Here is a 15,062-nt window from a genome sequence, read left to right on the forward strand (position 1 = left end):
CGGCTGGTTCTAACCGCTTAGATTATTTTTATACGCCGCTATGATTGCAAGTTCAGCTACAAAAACACAGATTTTGAGTTTTCACACAGTCTGGGCCAAAATCAGACATTACTAGGTTACGCTAGCACTGAAACAAAAGATTAGGACCACCTTTCTAACGCATTCTTAGATAATTCTTTTTTGAGTCAATTCTTATTTTCGAATTATCTAGACTTCCAGTCACAATCAGTGTATAAGATTATTAGTTATTTGTTTCAAAGCTTTTGCAGTACTGGTATTCCATGTGCAATCTCTTCGATTCAGGTAGTTCTTCGGGGATTCTCCCGTTATTTTTTTAAAAGGAAGTAATCACATGGCAACAGGTACAGTTAAATGGTTTAACGATGCAAAAGGTTTTGGATTTGTTACACCTGATAATGGTGGCGAAGATTTATTCGCTCACTTTTCAGCTATCAATATGTCTGGATTCAAAACACTTAAGGAAGGCCAAAAAGTGAGTTTTGATATTACACAAGGACAAAAGGGTAAGCAGGCATCGAATATCCAGGCTCCTTAACCGGCTCTTGGTTTGACAAAAAGCCCGGCCTTATGTGCTGGGCTTTTTGTTTTGTGGAAGAACTCACTCGTATCAACTGATCCATATAGCCCTTTCCATTCCAAAACGCTCAATCCGTTACCGATGAATGACCGCTAGGGGTCGACACCGCCATTTATCCTTAACTCACTGAATGCCCTCTGTCAGGAAACAGGCAATTAAATTCGTGAGATACTAACGATGTGTTATCAACTGCGCCGTGCGTCACATGCGGTGGCAATGGCTTGCAGCGTATCTTCATCGAGCACTGTCTGGGCCGCTTCGAATAATTCGCGTTCTTCAAATCGAATATGCCGCTGCAACAGTTCACCAAGCTGTTTCAGATTGGCAGCACTCCGTGGAGTATCAGGGGACAGCAATTGCCGCAACGCTGCATGTTCGGCAATCAACCGGTCAGCCAGCTGTTTAAGATGTGGATCACCAAGTGCAGTAAACGCGGCGGCTATGTATGACTCTTCGATTTCGAAATGAGACACCAGTACTTCATCTGCGTGTTCCTGTAACTCATTCCAAATGATTTGCAGATCATCATTGCCCAGCTCTTGCATCACAGCCTTTTTGGCTTTGTTCGCCAATACCAGACCGTGGTGGTGTTCAATGGATAACGCTTTCAATGCGGTATTTCGTTTCAAAAAATAATCTCCAAATGATACAAATACATTTTTTTTCTGCTATTTTATCTATCTGTGCGGAATTTAAAAATACGCATGTATTTGAATTCTGCGAATCAGGCGGAGGTCAACCATGTTTCAAAATCGTGACGATGCGGCCGTAAAACTGGCAAAGCGGCTGGCGCCATATCAGGGACGGAACCCGCTGATACTGGCGATACCGCGTGGTGCGGTGCCCATGGCAAAAATCATTGCTGAGGCACTGCAGGGTGAAATGGACATAGTGCTTGTACGCAAGCTGGGCGCGCCCGGTAATCCGGAACTGGCGATTGGAGCAATTGACGAAACGGGGTGGACTTATCTGACCCCGGAAGCGAAACAGATTGTGCACGATCCGCAGTATGTCGAGCTGGAAAAACAGAAACAGCTGGAAATCATGCGGTCGCGGCGTAAATTGTACACACCCGTCCGTCCGCCGTTGAATCCTGAAGGCCGTATCGTGATAGTGGTGGATGACGGCCTGGCGACTGGCTCGACCATGATAGCGGCATTGCATGCGCTGCGGGCCCGAAACCCTGAAAAACTGGTCTGCGCTGTCCCCGTGGCGCCATCGGAGACTTTGACCAAAGTTGCGTCTTTTGCTGATGAAACGGTTTGTCTTGAGTCCCCTGTATTCTTTTATGCCGTTGGACAGTTTTATCATGTTTTCCAGCAAGTCAGTGATGATGAAGTTACCGCGTTGCTGGCAAAGTAATGTTCATACCGAATCAGATGATACTCAAGCAAGCCCGCTGCTCGGTATACAATAGCGCAACTGTTCAACGCTTTTTTTAAGGAGTCGTCATCAATGTATATTCGCATTATCATTGTCGTATTACTGATGCTGGCACTGTCAACCTGTGCAACGTCGCCGACGGGAAGAAGCCAGCTGATTTTCATGCCTGACGATGAAGTCGACGCCATGGGGCTGCAGGCTTTCAATAATCTGAAGTCTGAAAAACCGATCAGCAATAACCGGCGTGTCAATCAGTTTGTGCAATGTGTTGCAACCGCAATTACGGCTGAGGTCGATGGCAATTGGGAAGTGATTGTATTTGATGATGCTTCGTTGAATGCTTTTGCGCTGCCGGGAAATAAAATCGGCGTGCATGTCGGTCTGGTGGACCTGGTTGATAATCAGGACCAACTGGCATCCGTCATCGGACACGAAGTCGGGCATGTACTCGCGAAACACAGTAACGAGCGCATGTCGCAAAAGCTGGGCGCGCAAGTGGGGGTATCGCTGATTGCCGCCGTGGCGGCACCACAAACAGCGCTGGGGCAGACGGCGGTGAGCCTGCTGGGTGTCGGTGCGCAATACGGTATCATCATGCCGTTCAGTCGACTGCATGAAAGCGAGGCGGACAATATCGGTCTCGAATTAATGGCCAAAGCGGGTTTTGATCCTGTCGAAAGCATTACTTTGTGGCGCAAAATGGCACAGGCCAGTCAGGGGGGGCGCCCGCCTGAATTTTTATCCACGCATCCATCTCATGCTACGCGCATTGAGGATTTGCAGGCGCTGATGCCGAGAGCAATGGAGCTGATGCGAATGGCTCATGCAGCCGGTAAGAAACCGGATTGCGTCAAGTAAATACCGCTGCAACGCACGCTATATGACCAGGCAGACGCAATAAATGACATGAACCCACGGGAAATATTCGAGCCGACTCATGAAAAAACCATTAGACAAGAGTCAACTTTACACAGCCTGCGATAGTAACCGTTTCGATTTTGATACGACGGATCAACTCGAGAACTTGCCGGAAATCATTGGCCAGAATCGTGCCATGCAGGCGCTGCATGTTGGCGTAAATATCCAACACGACGGTTATAATCTGTTTGTACTGGGTCCTCCGGGTCTTGGTAAGCACGCTGTTGTCAGGGAATACCTGGAATCATTGTCCAAATCACGGGAAACGCCGCCTGACTGGGTATACGTCAATAATTTTGAAAAACCGTCCGAACCCATTGCGATCAGCCTGACCAGCGAGAATGCCTTGATTTTTCGCGATGATATGCATCAATTGGTCGAGGATTTGTGCAGTGCGATTCCTGGGGCGTTTGAAACAGACGAATACAGGTTGAGATTGCAGGAAATCGATGACGAGCTTAAAAAGACTATCGAGTCTGCTTTCGGGCAGCTCAATGAGGAAGCCGAAGCCAGTCATATGCGCCTGCTTCGTACGCCGCATGGTTTTGCGTTCGCGCCGCTCAGAAACAACGAAGTGATCAAGCCCAAGGAATTTGAGGAATTGCCTGAACAGGAAAAACGGCAGATTGAAAAAACCATTCATGCACTTGAGGAGAAACTGACCGGCATTTTGCGAATGCAGCCGCAGTGGCAGCGTGAGGCCAGAAACAAAGTCAAGGAACTCAATCGTGAAATCGTCATGTTCGCATCCGGCCACCTGATCGATGAATTGAAGCGCAAATACCAGGACCATGCGGTCATTCAGAATTACCTGGAAGCAGTGCAGCAGGATGTGATTCAAAATCTCCAGAATTTCCGGCGGGATGAAGATGCGCAGGATCATATGAATATGCCGCTCATGAAAATGCCCGCCTTTCGTCGTTATGAAGTCAATATCATTGTCGATCACACCCAGCACGACGGTGGCGTGCCGGTTGTGTTTACCGACTTGCCCAACTATGCAAACCTGATCGGTGCGGTTGAACACACTGTGCATATGGGTGCACTGCAGACTGATTTCACCCTGATCAAGGCGGGCGCCCTGCACCAGGCAAATGGCGGTTATCTGGTCATCGACGCCCTCAAGCTGTTGACGCAGCCCTATGCGTGGGAAGGACTCAAACGTGCATTGATCTCGCGGGAAATTAAAATACAGTCGCTCGGCCAGATCTACAGTCTGGCCAATACCGTAAGCCTTGAGCCAGAACCGATACCGCTGACAATCAAGGTTGTGCTGATTGGTGATCGTATGCTTTATTATTTGCTGCATGCTTACGATACCGAATTCAAGCAATTATTCAGAATAGCTGCTGATTTTGAAGAGCGTGTAGAGCGTACTTTTGAGAACCAGCGCGTGTATGCCCGAATGATCGCAGGTATGCTGCATCGCAACAACCTGAGGCCGTTTGAGCGTTCTGCAGTGGCGCGTATCATTGAGCATGGTGCCCGGCTGGCAGGCGATGCTGAAAAACTGTCGATTAATGTGACTGCCATTTCAGAGGTGCTGTGTGAAGCCGATTTCTATGCTGCCGAATCGAATCAGTCTGTTGTCAGCCGCGAGCATGTACAGCGTGCAATTGATGCAAAATTCTATCGTGGCGATCGTATTCGCGAGCAATTGCAAGAGGCGATAAACCGCGGTATTTTGTTGATCGATACGGATGGCGCCAAGGTGGGCCAAATAAACGGACTGGCTGTCGTGCAGCTGGGCGATGTCAGCTTTGCCGTGCCGTCGCGTATTACTGCAACCGCACGCCTTGGCAGTGGAAAAGTAGTCGACATAGAGCGAGAGACAAAGCTCGGCGGCGCCATTCATTCCAAAGGTGTGTTCATTCTTTCATCTTTTCTGGCAGAACGTTATGCCAAAGATGATCCGTTATCACTTTCAGCCAGCCTGGTTTTCGAGCAATCCTATGGCAGAATAGAAGGTGACAGCGCATCCATGGCGGAGCTGTGCAGTCTGCTCTCTGCTTTGTCGAGTCTGCCCATTTTGCAGAGTATGGCGATAACAGGTTCTGTCAATCAGCGGGGGGAATCACAGGCCATTGGTGGTGTCAATGAAAAAATTGAAGGATTCTTCGATATCTGCAGATTCAGAGGCCTGTCAGGCAGCCAGGGAGTTTTGATACCGGCCAGTAACAGAATGCATTTGATGTTGCGTGCCGACGTCATCGAAGCCTGTGAAGCCGGCCAGTTCGCTGTCTATGCCTACAACACCGTTGACGAAGCGATGGAGATTCTGACGGGTGAAACGGCTGAGCACGTTAACAGCCAGGTAGAAACGCGTTTGTCTCAGTTAGAGAGAATCCGGCAGAATCTGGCCAAGCATGACAAAGATACATCAGGTAACAATGGAAAAGGTACTGATTAGTCGAATTCTGGTGGCACTGGATGCCAGCTCATCCAGCCGGAACATACTGCAGGCCGGCATTAAACTGGCTACGCACCTTAACGCGGAGCTCAACGTGTTGTTTATCGAGGATATTGATTTGCTGCACGTTGCTGAACTGCCATTTGTGCGTGAGGTGATTTATGGCGCGCCTGTGGGTCGTTCAATCAATGTGATGGCCATGGAGCGTTCGATGCAGACGCAGTCAGCGCAATTACGCAAACTGGTTGAATCTATTGCGCGAGAGAATCAAATTAAAATTACCTTTAGTGTCATGCGCGGGAATGTTGCGAGAATGCTGTGTGACGCATCGCAACAGACAGATTTGCTTGTTATTGGAAAAAATACACAATTGCTGCTGAAAAGCCGGAAAATCGGCAGCATTACCCGTCTGGTACTAGCGACTGCCCGGTGCAATCTGGTCGTGTTGCAGTATGGCAGTATCATCGAGCGGCCAGTCGTGGTCGTTTATACCGGAGACAGAACCAGTCAACGTGCGCTTACGCTGGCAATTGAGCTGGCCCGTGAAGATCATAATCAGTTAATCATCGTGCTGCCTGCTGTTGATGATTCTGATTATCAGCAACTGTGCGAGTCGGTTCAAAATAATGTTCGTGACCATTCCTTGCAAATAAGCCTGGTCAGACTGCCGATTAATTCTGCCGAGCAGATTTTGCAGGTGATACAGCAGGTTCATGGGCGCATCCTGCTTCTGGAAAGTGACAGTGCGTTTCTTACAGACCTGGAGCAACAGTTGCTGATTATGCAGTCGGATGTTCCCGTTATCCTGCTGCGCTGAGAGTCTGCAAGAAAATTTTCTGCGGATAAGCGCTCGTAAACAAAAGAACTGATTGACAACCTTGTTTATTCGACAGGCGCAGGTTCCTCAGCAGCAAAATCCAGTTCGATTTTGGCGCCATCCGGATCATAGAAAAACAGTTGCCAGACGCCAAGTTCCTGCATCTGGTTCAATTTGTAGACGATATTGTGCTGCTTCAGTGTATCGATTGCCGACTGCAGGTTAGAAGCGGTGAATGCCATATGGTCAATGACCCCTGGCGCCTGTTCCGGCATCGGGCGTTCAGCCATGATATGCAGAATGGAATGTTTCTGATCGCCTGCATAAAGCCAGGCTCCTGTCGAGTCCATTGGCGGACGGTAACCTTCATGCAATCCGAGTATTTCTGAATAAAATGCTTTGCTTCTTTCCAGATCGCTGCTGATAACGGTAAAGTGGTTCATTCCCTCAATTGTCATGCGTCTCCTCCTCATTCAACACAGTATAAACCCGACTGACGTATTACAGTGTATATTGTATTATGGTGCTGGAACAGCCCATTGAGTTGATCTAACGGTTCTAGAGATTCCAGGCGGGCTGGTCATGAGCCTCAGGGCGCGTCAGCGAGACTAAATTCAGGAGGTCAATTATGCAACAATCTGTTCGCCATAAAATGAGTGATGACGGTATGCAGCTGCTTATGTCGATCGAGGCATTCAGGGCCAAACCGTATGATGATCAGACCGGTGCGGATATTTCGGGATGGGTCAAGGGTGCGACAATCGGCTACGGGCATTTGATCGGCCAGGATGAATGGAAGCGATCGGGGGATACGTATAAACAGGGAATTACCAAAGCACAGGCCAGAATGTTATTTGAGCACGATCTGGAGCCGTTTGTTGACGGTGTCAATAACAAGGTGACGGCTGACATATCGCAAAATCAGTTCGATGCCCTGGTGATACTGGCATTCAACATCGGTCTTGGAAATTTCGGCAGTTCTTCCGCGCTCAAACTGGTCAACGATCCGTCTGCACAGACCAGTTATCCCAGTCTGGAAGCAGCATGGAAAGCGTGGAAAAAGTCTCAGGGTAGAGTGATGCAGGGGCTCATCAACCGGCGCAACGCCGAGTGGAAAATTTATGCCGACAATATCTATGAGCGCTGGTAACAGGATACACGGCAGATTGAACGGCAACCTGGCTTACTGTATTTGTGGCCTGGTTTTGCTGGGCTGGTTGAGCTGTTTAAGTGGTGCCGCAATGGCTTTGGATAATCCGGATGCGCCGGATTATATCGCTGAATTCAATAGCCGAGCACAATCCTATGAACGGGATATTCAACAAATTGCACAAACGACGCAGGATTATCTGACAGCGTACGCGGCATATGAACAATTTCTGGACAAGGAACTGAATCAGGCATACAGCCGGCTAATGGATCAGTTGAGTGATGACATGCAAAGCGCGCTGCGCGCATCGCAACGTAAGTGGCTTGGCTACAGGGATGCAGCATTTGAATTTATTGCGCTTAACTGGACAACGGAACACTTCGGCAGCGCTTCGGTTATTTCACGTGGAGATTATCGCACCTCAATAATCAGAGACCGAGTGATGTTGCTGCTGCATTATTTGCAAAACTATTGAGGTCCATCTCCGCCATTCAGTCGATGCAGGCCAAAAACAGAAATCATTGAATGATGGTTATCATCAGAAAGATTTGACGCCCATTATTATTTTCATTATATTGGAAATATGGAAATTAATTTGGCAATCAGAGTGCTTGGTGCATTGGCGCAGGAGACGCGCCTGACGATATTCAGGTTATTGGTACAGGCTGGAGAGTCAGGACTGTCGGCGGGCCAGCTGGCAAAACAGCTGGATATTCCGAATGCAACCTTATCGTTTCATCTTAAAGAACTGGTCCATGCCGAGTTGGTTGTAGCCAGACACGAAGGTCGTTTCATTTATTATTCGGCGGATTTTTCAACCATGAATTCACTGTTGAGTTTTCTTACCGAGAATTGCTGTGCCGGCATTCCATGCAACAGTGTTGAAATTGACTGTGATGAAACACGTAGGTAGTCACTTTTTTTCTTTTATTGAATCGGGAGGTTGTTTATGAAACGCTTTCATGTACATATTGCTGTCGATAATTTGCAGGCTAATATCCGTTTTTATTCTGCATTATTTGGTGCTGAACCGGTAATCCGCAAGACCGATTACGCCAAATGGATGCTGGATGATCCGTTGATTAATTTTGCAATATCAGCACGCGGTGCAAAACCGGGTCTTGATCATGTGGGGATACAGGCGGACTCCGATGAATCATTGAATGAAATAAATCAACGCCTCGTTCAGGCAGGCCTGTCAGCCACTGAACAAAAAAGCGCACAATGCTGTTATGCGACATCCAACAAATACTGGACGGTTGATCCGCAAGGCATTGCATGGGAAGCGTTTCATTCGCTGACAACGATTCCTACATTTGGGCAGGATGTGCCAGTTCCAGTTAAAACCAGTTCCTGTTGCAGCGCATGATCATGAACGTATTGTTTCTTTGCACGGGGGAATTCCTGCCGTTCCATTCTCGCCGAAGCTGTTTTCAACCATCTTGCGCCTGATGAATGGCAAGCCATGAGTGCAGGTTGCAAGCCTGCCGGTCAGGTTCGACCGCGTTCACTGGTGTTGCTCGAAAGTTAAGGTGTTTTTACCGAGGGACTTTTCAGTAAATCATGGGACAGCCTACCTGCCGCGCCAGATATCGTGATAACCGTATTCGGTAATGCGGCTGGTGAAGCCTGTCCAGTTTATCTTGGCACTGGACTGCGCACGCATTGGGGTGTTGACGATCCAGCAATAGCCACGGGCTCTGATGATGAAATTGATGCGGCATTCATGCACACATACAGGACGCTTCGTTCGGGTATAGAAGCTTTTCTGGCATTGCCGTTGAATGAATTGTGCCGAAATACTTCTGCTTTAAAAGCAGCGCTGGACAGCATTGGAAACCTGCGTTTTATACAGCACCATTCTGAATGAAAGTCATTAACGTTTTTTTGAGCATAGTGACATGCTGATTGCTGCTATTATTTTTATCGTTACGCTTGTATTGGTCATCTGGCAGCCCAATGGTTTGAGTATTGGCTGGAGTGCCCTGATCGGAGCAGTAGCGGCACTTCTGTTTGATGTGGTGCAGTTCAGTGATATTCCGGTGGTCTGGGCAATAGTCTGGAACGCGACGACGGCCTTCATTGCCATCATTATTATCAGCCTGCTACTTGATGAAGCGGGTTTTTTTGAATGGGCCGCGCTGCACGTGGCGCGTTGGGGGCGCGGTAACGGCCGTTTGCTGTTTGCGTATATTGGATTACTTGGTGCAGCAGTGGCTGCTTTTTTCGCTAATGACGGTGCGGCTTTAATTCTGACGCCAATCGTGATGTCGATGCTGCTGGCGCTCGGCTTCGGTCCTGCTGCCACACTTGCCTTTGTCATGGCGGCTGGCTTTATCGCCGATACAGCGAGTTTGCCGCTTGTGGTTTCCAACTTGGTAAACATAGTAACCGCCGATTATTTCAGCGTGGGATTTGCCGAGTACGCCGCAGTCATGATTCCCGTTAATGTCATTTCCGTAAGCGCAAGTCTGATTGTGCTTTTTATATATTTTCATCGTAGTGTTTCCGTTCAGTATGATGTTTATCAGCTCAAGGCACCCAGAGAAGCGATACGTGACCTTGCCACATTTCGCGCCGGATGGCTGGTGCTGGTATTGTTGCTGATTGGTTTTTTTGGTCTCGAGCCAGTTGGTGTGCCGGTCAGTTTGGTTGCGGTGACCGGTTCTCTAATACTGCTTGTCGTTGCAGCGTGCAGTCATGTGATAAATACGCGCAAGGTAATTCTTGATGCACCATGGCAAATCGTTATTTTTTCGCTGGGCATGTATCTGGTGGTGTATGGTTTGCAGAACGAAGGTTTAACCGGTTACATCACCAGTTTACTGGATTTTTTTGCCGGTTACGGCGTATGGGGTGCAACTTTAGGAACCGGTTTTCTGACAGCCTTTTTATCATCCGTTATGAATAACATGCCCACCGTACTGATTGGTGCGTTGTCCATCGATGCATCCGTGGCAACAGGCATGGTCAGGGAAGCCATGATTTACGCCAATATTATTGGATGTGATCTGGGACCTAAAATAACACCGATCGGCAGTTTGGCAACGTTGCTGTGGCTGCACATTCTTGCGCGTAAGCAAATGGTCATCACATGGGCATATTATTTCAAAGTAGGTATTGTATTGACTGTTCCGGTGTTACTTGTAACCTTAACCGGTCTTGCTGCCTGGCTGAGTTTTATATAAGTCAGGTTAACGTTTTCTCCTGTAAAAATATATGATCCCCGGTTTCTGGATGCAGTATTGAGATTTATTATTTGATGCGTGTATCTGGCAGTGTTTAAAGGCTCTGATAGGGAACCAGAATATTTGCATGCCTTTATACAACTGATTATATTTTGTTTGGATAAAATATTATCATCGAAATGTCGCATTGAAACCATTGCATACGCCATTAACTTCATACGGTAGTTTAATAGTCCCGTTTTTATTGATAAATTAAGATTATGCGCATCCAGGATACAACGTGTTTTCTGTCTTTCCCGGGTAAACGAAGTGCTATTGGCATTTGCTTTCTGGCATGCACGACACCGATACTTATATTTTTGGAATACATAAAATCTGACAACGAGGACAATTGACATGATTAAAGCCTATGCTGCAATGGCAGAAAAACAGGTATTGCAATCATTTGAATACGATCCGGGCGAACTGGGCGATTTTCAGACTGAAATAGAAGTTGCCTATTGCGGTATCTGTCATAGCGACATCAGCATGATAGATAATGAATGGGGAATGAGCACGTATCCGCTTGTGCCAGGACATGAAGTCGCCGGCACTGTTGCAAAAGTCGGGCGCAATGTGACTTCACTGAAAATCGGCGACCGGGTAGGGCTGGGCTGGCACTCGGGTTATTGCAATCATTGCGCCGCCTGCAATACGGGCGATCATAATCTCTGTGCATCGGCTGAACAGACAATTGTGGGCCGCCATGGTGGATTTGCCAACAAGGTGTATGCAGATGCAAACAGTGTCGTAAAAATTCCGGACGCAATGGATCTGGAAATCGTAGGCCCTATGTTTTGTGGTGGCGTGACGGTATTCAATCCTTTGTTGCAATTTGATGTCAGGCCGACAGACAAGGTTGCAGTGATTGGAATTGGTGGGCTAGGTCACCTGGCGCTGCAGTTTTTAAATGCCTGGGGATGTGAGGTAACGGCATTTACAACCAGCGATGCCAAACGCAAGGAGGCATTGGATCTGGGTGCTCATCAAACGCTCAATTCCCATGATTTGGCGGCACTTGAAGCAGCTGCAGGGCGTTTCGATCTGATTATTTCTACAGTAAATGTCAAACTGGACTGGCATCTGTATTTAAGCACGCTGGCGGCCAAAGGCCGCCTGCATTTTGTCGGTGCTACACTGGAGCCGCTGGACCTGAATGTTTTCGATCTGATTATGCAGCAACGGTCGGTTTCAGGTTCTCCGGTTGGTGATCCATCAACAATCGCGAAAATGCTGGACTTTGCGATCCTGCATGATATTAAGCCCGTAGTTGAGGTTTTTGATATGGCTGACGCCAACACGGCCATTGCCAGGTTAAAAGCGGGCGATATCCGTTATCGTGCTGTTTTGAGAGCTTAACAGCATGACACCGGATATCTTTATGCGTCTCTCGTATCAGTTCTTAGCCGCATTGTTGCCTGTTATTGTGTATGACGGCATTTTGACTGTACTTTATCGGCCCGTCAGGCAAAACGGTTTCTGAAAAGTCCAAACGTGGCCAGCCCCAGTAGCAGTAACATGAGGGGAGATGGTGACTGAACGGTGCAGGACGGCTGGCCCGGCCCACCGCATGTGCCGAAAGTAATACTTCCCATATTATGGGAAACGGCCGCAAAATTCCATGCATCAATGTTCGATCCATGGTAAGCACCGGGCGTCAAAGTGTCACCATTAGCCTGCAGACCCGTCGCGACAAAACCTGTTGTAGAGTTGTCGTTGATACAATAGGTCGAGGGATCGGCACGGCAGGCATCCAGGCCGGAAACAAATAGTGGTGACAGCGGATCGACAACTGCCTGTGACGTTGGATAACCGCCGAAAATTCCGCTGAACTGGCCAACGCCGATTCGATCATTAATGTTGTTGATACCCGATTGGAAAGAATAATGATCGGTACCCAGCACCAGTCCCCCGCCGCGCAGTGCCAGCTGTTGTGCGTAATTCTGAATCCATGCTTCTTCTGAAGACATGCCATTCGCGTTAGTCCAGGTTACATCAGATGAAATGATACGGCCATCGAGAATAAGATTCTGGTTGGTTAAGCCATTGTACCAGTCGCCAATATTATTGTAGTTCTGCACCTGGTTGGCATTCAGGTCGGTACCCGCATACAGGTCGTACACGAATACCTGATCAAACGACGAATAGTCAGAGTAGATGGCGGCATCGAGAAAGCGTGTCGTAACAGTGTGTCCGGCGTTAGTCAAAAACTGAGCTATGCGGTTTCCGTCGTCGACATATGCACCGTAATCATCTACATGGGCAAACAAGATATTTGCCGAATGCGCCGCAACTGAGCCCGCCAGCAAACAGGTGGCGATAGTCGTTTTAACAATATTTTTATTATTCATATTTTTCTCCAGATAATACTCGTAGATTGTTGACATGATGATGTTTGAACAAATGTATATGAGTTAAACGCAAGAACCATGCCAAAAAATCAATGTTTTCTATAATCAAATGGTTATCCTGTAAATTTGCGGGTTGACAATTATTAACACCAGTGAACTGTAAGTTATGTCGACATTGTTTTCAGGTTGCGCTGCAACATCTTGAGCTGTCGCCATCAATAAATGTATCTTTGTGACTGCAGTAGCAGCGTGACAATTCGAAAAAAAAGCAGGGCCATTGTGCAATCTACTTCAGACGGGTCGGAAACATTCAGCATTCATTATTCGGCTGAGCGTTTCCGACGAGGGGGACGTGCGTACAGGCGACTATCTCGTCCGTATCTTATTCATAATCCTCGTTTAATGCACGGAGAAAAGCTGCCAGTGGGGCAACATCGTTTTCATGGATGTGAACATCCAGAAGATCCGGCGACGCATTTCTTAACTGTCCGTTACGTGCAAGCTCGGCAGTTTGTCTATATAACTCGATGACGGCTTCAAGTGTGTCGAATTGCCCGTTATGCATAAAAGGTGCCGAATGTTCCAGATCGCGAAGCCCGGGTGTTTTGAACATGGCAATACTTCGATCAAGCAGATTCTCTGCAGCACACGGATGGTGCCGTGTATCAGTATAAAAATGCGGCTGCCGGTTTTTATCCTTGCGCGCTTCCTCGCACAGCAACTGACTTAGCATGATCTGTGTTTTAGGAAAATCCGGATTAGCATAAATATTCCATACCCCCAGATCGATACGTTCGGGATGGCTGATATCGGGTATGGCACGATAGGGCTCCATTGCGTTCGGGTGTTTTTCTGTCGCTGGCAGGTATGCCAGGGGATTCTCGCGGCGCTCGGCAAGTCCCGGAATGAACAGGGTGGAGAATGCACCTTCACCATGAATAGTGTCATATTCGATTTGGGTGATACCGGTATTATGTACCGCAAAATCCGTAAAATTCGGCGCCTGGTGACAGGTAATGCAATTGGCTGCCTTGCGTATGCCAAATTGTCCGTCCGTTGCTGCATTGAAAAAAATTTTCATTCCCGCCAGTTCTTCAGGTCCGAAAACGAACGGCTGGTCATGAAAGACAAATTCACCATCCTGTTGGGTGACATACTGGGGATTTTGCAACCGGCTGATTCGTTGTGACAGCCGCTGGCTGTAGTGAGCATCGCTTTCACCTTTTGCCGGTTTTTGCGGCAGACCGTTTTTTGCCAGAAACACATCATAAGGTGTTAAATTGAAATTTCCGTCCTCATCTCTTGAAAATTGCAGGTCTTCGACATAAGCGACCGTAATGCGCGTAACTGCGTCAAATATTTCCTCGTCACTGGCTGTTTCAACTTCAATGCGAAATTCTTCAGGTAAACGGAATGCTTCCGGTATTGACGGGTCGGTACCTTTTAAAATGACCGCATATGCGCCGCCGAATTCGCGGGCAAGCTCGCCCTGTCCGTCATCGCTGCGAATGATATAAGCAAAGTGTCTGATTGCTTCGTCCTTCTCTCCGGGTAACCATCCAGCCATGCGGCCGGTATAAGTTGCCTTGACCAGATCTTGCAGGGATGTGAATTCACCGTCAAAGTGAAACATGACACCGCCTTTGACCCCCGGGCGCTTCTTGCGTGGCAGCGATGCATTGACCAGCGGCGGGCTGTTGCGTACAGCATGCGTTTTGCCATCTTCGCGCGGCTGTAACGGGCTGCGCCGTGCAAAATCGGCATAGGTGCGCATACCGCCACCGTCAGTATCAAGTTGCTGGTCGACAAGATGGCAGGCTGCACAATTCATAGATTGTCCGGGAAACGGTCCCGGGAGCGGGGTGCCGGTTGTTTCGGTAACATCCATTGTCGTATCACCGCCATTGTTGTGTACAGCGAAGAACTGGGCAAAACGGGTTTCCAGAAACAATCGTTCACCAATAGCAATCTCAGCCGGATCAAATTCCCCTTCGGCGACAGAAAGACCGGAAAAACCGGAAAAACCGGAAAACAGGATGAGCAACATTGTCATCATTCTGGTTAAAAATTTCATACTCTTATTCCCCTTTGTATTTATGGTTATCATTTTAACGATAATACGAATGCGATTTATTCCTATTATCTCAAATGGATTATACTCGTAGCCAAAGCATTCTGCGATCTTGCAGTTGCCAATGGCATCAACAA

General features: G+C 48.0%; 17 protein-coding genes. 13 read left to right on the forward strand and 4 right to left on the reverse strand.

Features of this window, described 5'->3' with window-relative positions:
- The first annotated feature begins 352 nt into the window (after positions 1-352).
- Positions 353-556 (forward strand): cold-shock protein, encoded by a 204-nt coding sequence (locus BMX44_RS13595; RefSeq protein WP_090634026.1) that lies wholly within the window; start codon positions 353-355, stop codon positions 554-556.
- 227 nt (positions 557-783) lie between these two features.
- Here the strand turns inward: BMX44_RS13595 and BMX44_RS13600 are convergent, their stop codons facing one another.
- A complete protein-coding gene (locus BMX44_RS13600; RefSeq protein WP_090634028.1) occupies positions 784-1,227 on the reverse strand; it encodes a hemerythrin domain-containing protein in 444 nt (147 codons plus the stop codon).
- Positions 1,228-1,339: 112 nt separating this feature from the next.
- On the opposite strand from BMX44_RS13600, the gene BMX44_RS13605 reads away from it, so the two are divergent.
- From BMX44_RS13605 to BMX44_RS13620, 4 genes are all read left to right on the forward strand, one after another.
- Complete coding sequence (locus BMX44_RS13605) at positions 1,340-1,960, forward strand: phosphoribosyltransferase (protein ID WP_090634030.1); 621 nt, start codon at positions 1,340-1,342, stop codon at positions 1,958-1,960.
- Positions 1,961-2,053: 93 nt separating this feature from the next.
- Entirely contained in the window at positions 2,054-2,839 is a 786-nt protein-coding gene (locus BMX44_RS13610) for a M48 family metallopeptidase (protein WP_090634032.1), read from the forward strand.
- A gap of 79 nt (positions 2,840-2,918) precedes the next feature.
- Entirely contained in the window at positions 2,919-5,309 is a 2,391-nt protein-coding gene (locus tag BMX44_RS13615) for a Lon protease family protein (RefSeq protein WP_090634034.1), read from the forward strand.
- Positions 5,290-6,126 (forward strand): universal stress protein, encoded by an 837-nt coding sequence (locus BMX44_RS13620; RefSeq protein WP_177167766.1) that lies wholly within the window; start codon positions 5,290-5,292, stop codon positions 6,124-6,126. Before BMX44_RS13615 ends, BMX44_RS13620 begins: the two co-directional genes overlap by 20 nt.
- Before the next feature lie 65 nt (positions 6,127-6,191).
- On the opposite strand, the gene BMX44_RS13625 is transcribed toward BMX44_RS13620, so the two are convergent.
- Positions 6,192-6,584, reverse strand: coding sequence for a VOC family protein (locus BMX44_RS13625; protein WP_090634038.1), 393 nt, complete (start codon positions 6,582-6,584; stop codon positions 6,192-6,194).
- A gap of 170 nt (positions 6,585-6,754) precedes the next feature.
- On the opposite strand from BMX44_RS13625, the gene BMX44_RS13630 reads away from it, so the two are divergent.
- The 8 genes from BMX44_RS13630 to ahr all read left to right on the forward strand — a co-directional run bounded on the left by BMX44_RS13630 (position 6,755) and on the right by ahr (position 11,862).
- Complete coding sequence (locus BMX44_RS13630) at positions 6,755-7,276, forward strand: lysozyme (RefSeq protein WP_090634040.1); 522 nt, start codon at positions 6,755-6,757, stop codon at positions 7,274-7,276.
- Positions 7,248-7,751, forward strand: a complete 504-nt coding sequence (locus BMX44_RS13635) for a lysozyme inhibitor LprI family protein (RefSeq protein WP_090634044.1) — start codon at positions 7,248-7,250, stop codon at positions 7,749-7,751. Before BMX44_RS13630 ends, BMX44_RS13635 begins: the two co-directional genes overlap by 29 nt.
- A 108-nt stretch (positions 7,752-7,859) precedes the next feature.
- Entirely contained in the window at positions 7,860-8,189 is a 330-nt protein-coding gene (locus BMX44_RS13640; protein ID WP_090634047.1) for an ArsR/SmtB family transcription factor, read from the forward strand.
- Between the two features lie 36 nt (positions 8,190-8,225).
- Positions 8,226-8,645 (forward strand): ArsI/CadI family heavy metal resistance metalloenzyme, encoded by a 420-nt coding sequence (locus BMX44_RS13645; protein WP_090634049.1) that lies wholly within the window; start codon positions 8,226-8,228, stop codon positions 8,643-8,645.
- A 45-nt stretch (positions 8,646-8,690) separates the two neighbouring features.
- Complete coding sequence (locus BMX44_RS17475) at positions 8,691-8,807, forward strand: low molecular weight phosphatase family protein (protein ID WP_342708047.1); 117 nt, start codon at positions 8,691-8,693, stop codon at positions 8,805-8,807.
- A gap of 63 nt (positions 8,808-8,870) precedes the next feature.
- Positions 8,871-9,146 carry a low molecular weight phosphatase family protein gene (locus BMX44_RS17480; RefSeq protein ID WP_342708046.1) on the forward strand — a complete coding sequence of 92 codons (276 nt, stop codon included), beginning with the start codon at positions 8,871-8,873 and terminating at the stop codon, positions 9,144-9,146.
- A 31-nt stretch (positions 9,147-9,177) separates the two neighbouring features.
- Positions 9,178-10,464, forward strand: a complete 1,287-nt coding sequence (locus BMX44_RS13655; RefSeq protein ID WP_090634051.1) for an arsenic transporter — start codon at positions 9,178-9,180, stop codon at positions 10,462-10,464.
- Positions 10,465-10,860: 396 nt separating this feature from the next.
- The gene (gene ahr, locus BMX44_RS13660; RefSeq protein WP_090634053.1) at positions 10,861-11,862 is read left to right on the forward strand and encodes an NADPH-dependent aldehyde reductase Ahr; all 1,002 of its coding nucleotides are present in this window, start codon (positions 10,861-10,863) and stop codon (positions 11,860-11,862) included.
- Positions 11,863-11,966: 104 nt separating this feature from the next.
- Here ahr and BMX44_RS13665 read toward each other — a convergent pair whose 3' ends face one another.
- Entirely contained in the window at positions 11,967-12,854 is an 888-nt protein-coding gene (locus BMX44_RS13665) for a hypothetical protein (RefSeq protein WP_090634056.1), read from the reverse strand.
- Between the two features lie 382 nt (positions 12,855-13,236).
- Positions 13,237-14,928, reverse strand: a complete 1,692-nt coding sequence (locus BMX44_RS13670) for a cytochrome c peroxidase (protein ID WP_177167767.1) — start codon at positions 14,926-14,928, stop codon at positions 13,237-13,239.
- Positions 14,929-15,062 lie beyond the last annotated feature (134 nt).

Origin of the sequence: Nitrosomonas marina (assembly GCF_900110145.1) — a bacterium.
Taxonomy (GTDB): Bacteria; Pseudomonadota; Gammaproteobacteria; order Burkholderiales; family Nitrosomonadaceae; genus Nitrosomonas; species Nitrosomonas marina.

Excerpts from the sequence above, each read along its gene's own strand:
- BMX44_RS13595 (WP_090634026.1), top strand. The coding sequence starts at position 353 with ATGGCAACAGGTACAGTTAAATGGTTTAACGATGCAAAAGGTTTTGGA.
- BMX44_RS13605 (WP_090634030.1), top strand. The coding sequence starts at position 1,340 with ATGTTTCAAAATCGTGACGATGCGGCCGTAAAACTGGCAAAGCGGCTG.
- BMX44_RS13610 (WP_090634032.1), top strand. The coding sequence starts at position 2,054 with ATGTATATTCGCATTATCATTGTCGTATTACTGATGCTGGCACTGTCA.
- BMX44_RS13615 (WP_090634034.1), top strand. The coding sequence starts at position 2,919 with ATGAAAAAACCATTAGACAAGAGTCAACTTTACACAGCCTGCGATAGT.
- BMX44_RS13620 (WP_177167766.1), top strand. The coding sequence starts at position 5,290 with ATGGAAAAGGTACTGATTAGTCGAATTCTGGTGGCACTGGATGCCAGC.
- BMX44_RS13625 (WP_090634038.1), bottom strand. The coding sequence starts at position 6,584 with ATGACAATTGAGGGAATGAACCACTTTACCGTTATCAGCAGCGATCTG.
- BMX44_RS13630 (WP_090634040.1), top strand. The coding sequence starts at position 6,755 with ATGCAACAATCTGTTCGCCATAAAATGAGTGATGACGGTATGCAGCTG.
- BMX44_RS13635 (WP_090634044.1), top strand. The coding sequence starts at position 7,248 with ATGCCGACAATATCTATGAGCGCTGGTAACAGGATACACGGCAGATTG.
- BMX44_RS13640 (WP_090634047.1), top strand. The coding sequence starts at position 7,860 with ATGGAAATTAATTTGGCAATCAGAGTGCTTGGTGCATTGGCGCAGGAG.
- BMX44_RS13645 (WP_090634049.1), top strand. The coding sequence starts at position 8,226 with ATGAAACGCTTTCATGTACATATTGCTGTCGATAATTTGCAGGCTAAT.
- BMX44_RS13655 (WP_090634051.1), top strand. The coding sequence starts at position 9,178 with ATGCTGATTGCTGCTATTATTTTTATCGTTACGCTTGTATTGGTCATC.
- ahr (WP_090634053.1), top strand. The coding sequence starts at position 10,861 with ATGATTAAAGCCTATGCTGCAATGGCAGAAAAACAGGTATTGCAATCA.
- BMX44_RS13665 (WP_090634056.1), bottom strand. The coding sequence starts at position 12,854 with ATGAATAATAAAAATATTGTTAAAACGACTATCGCCACCTGTTTGCTG.
- BMX44_RS13670 (WP_177167767.1), bottom strand. The coding sequence starts at position 14,928 with ATGAAATTTTTAACCAGAATGATGACAATGTTGCTCATCCTGTTTTCC.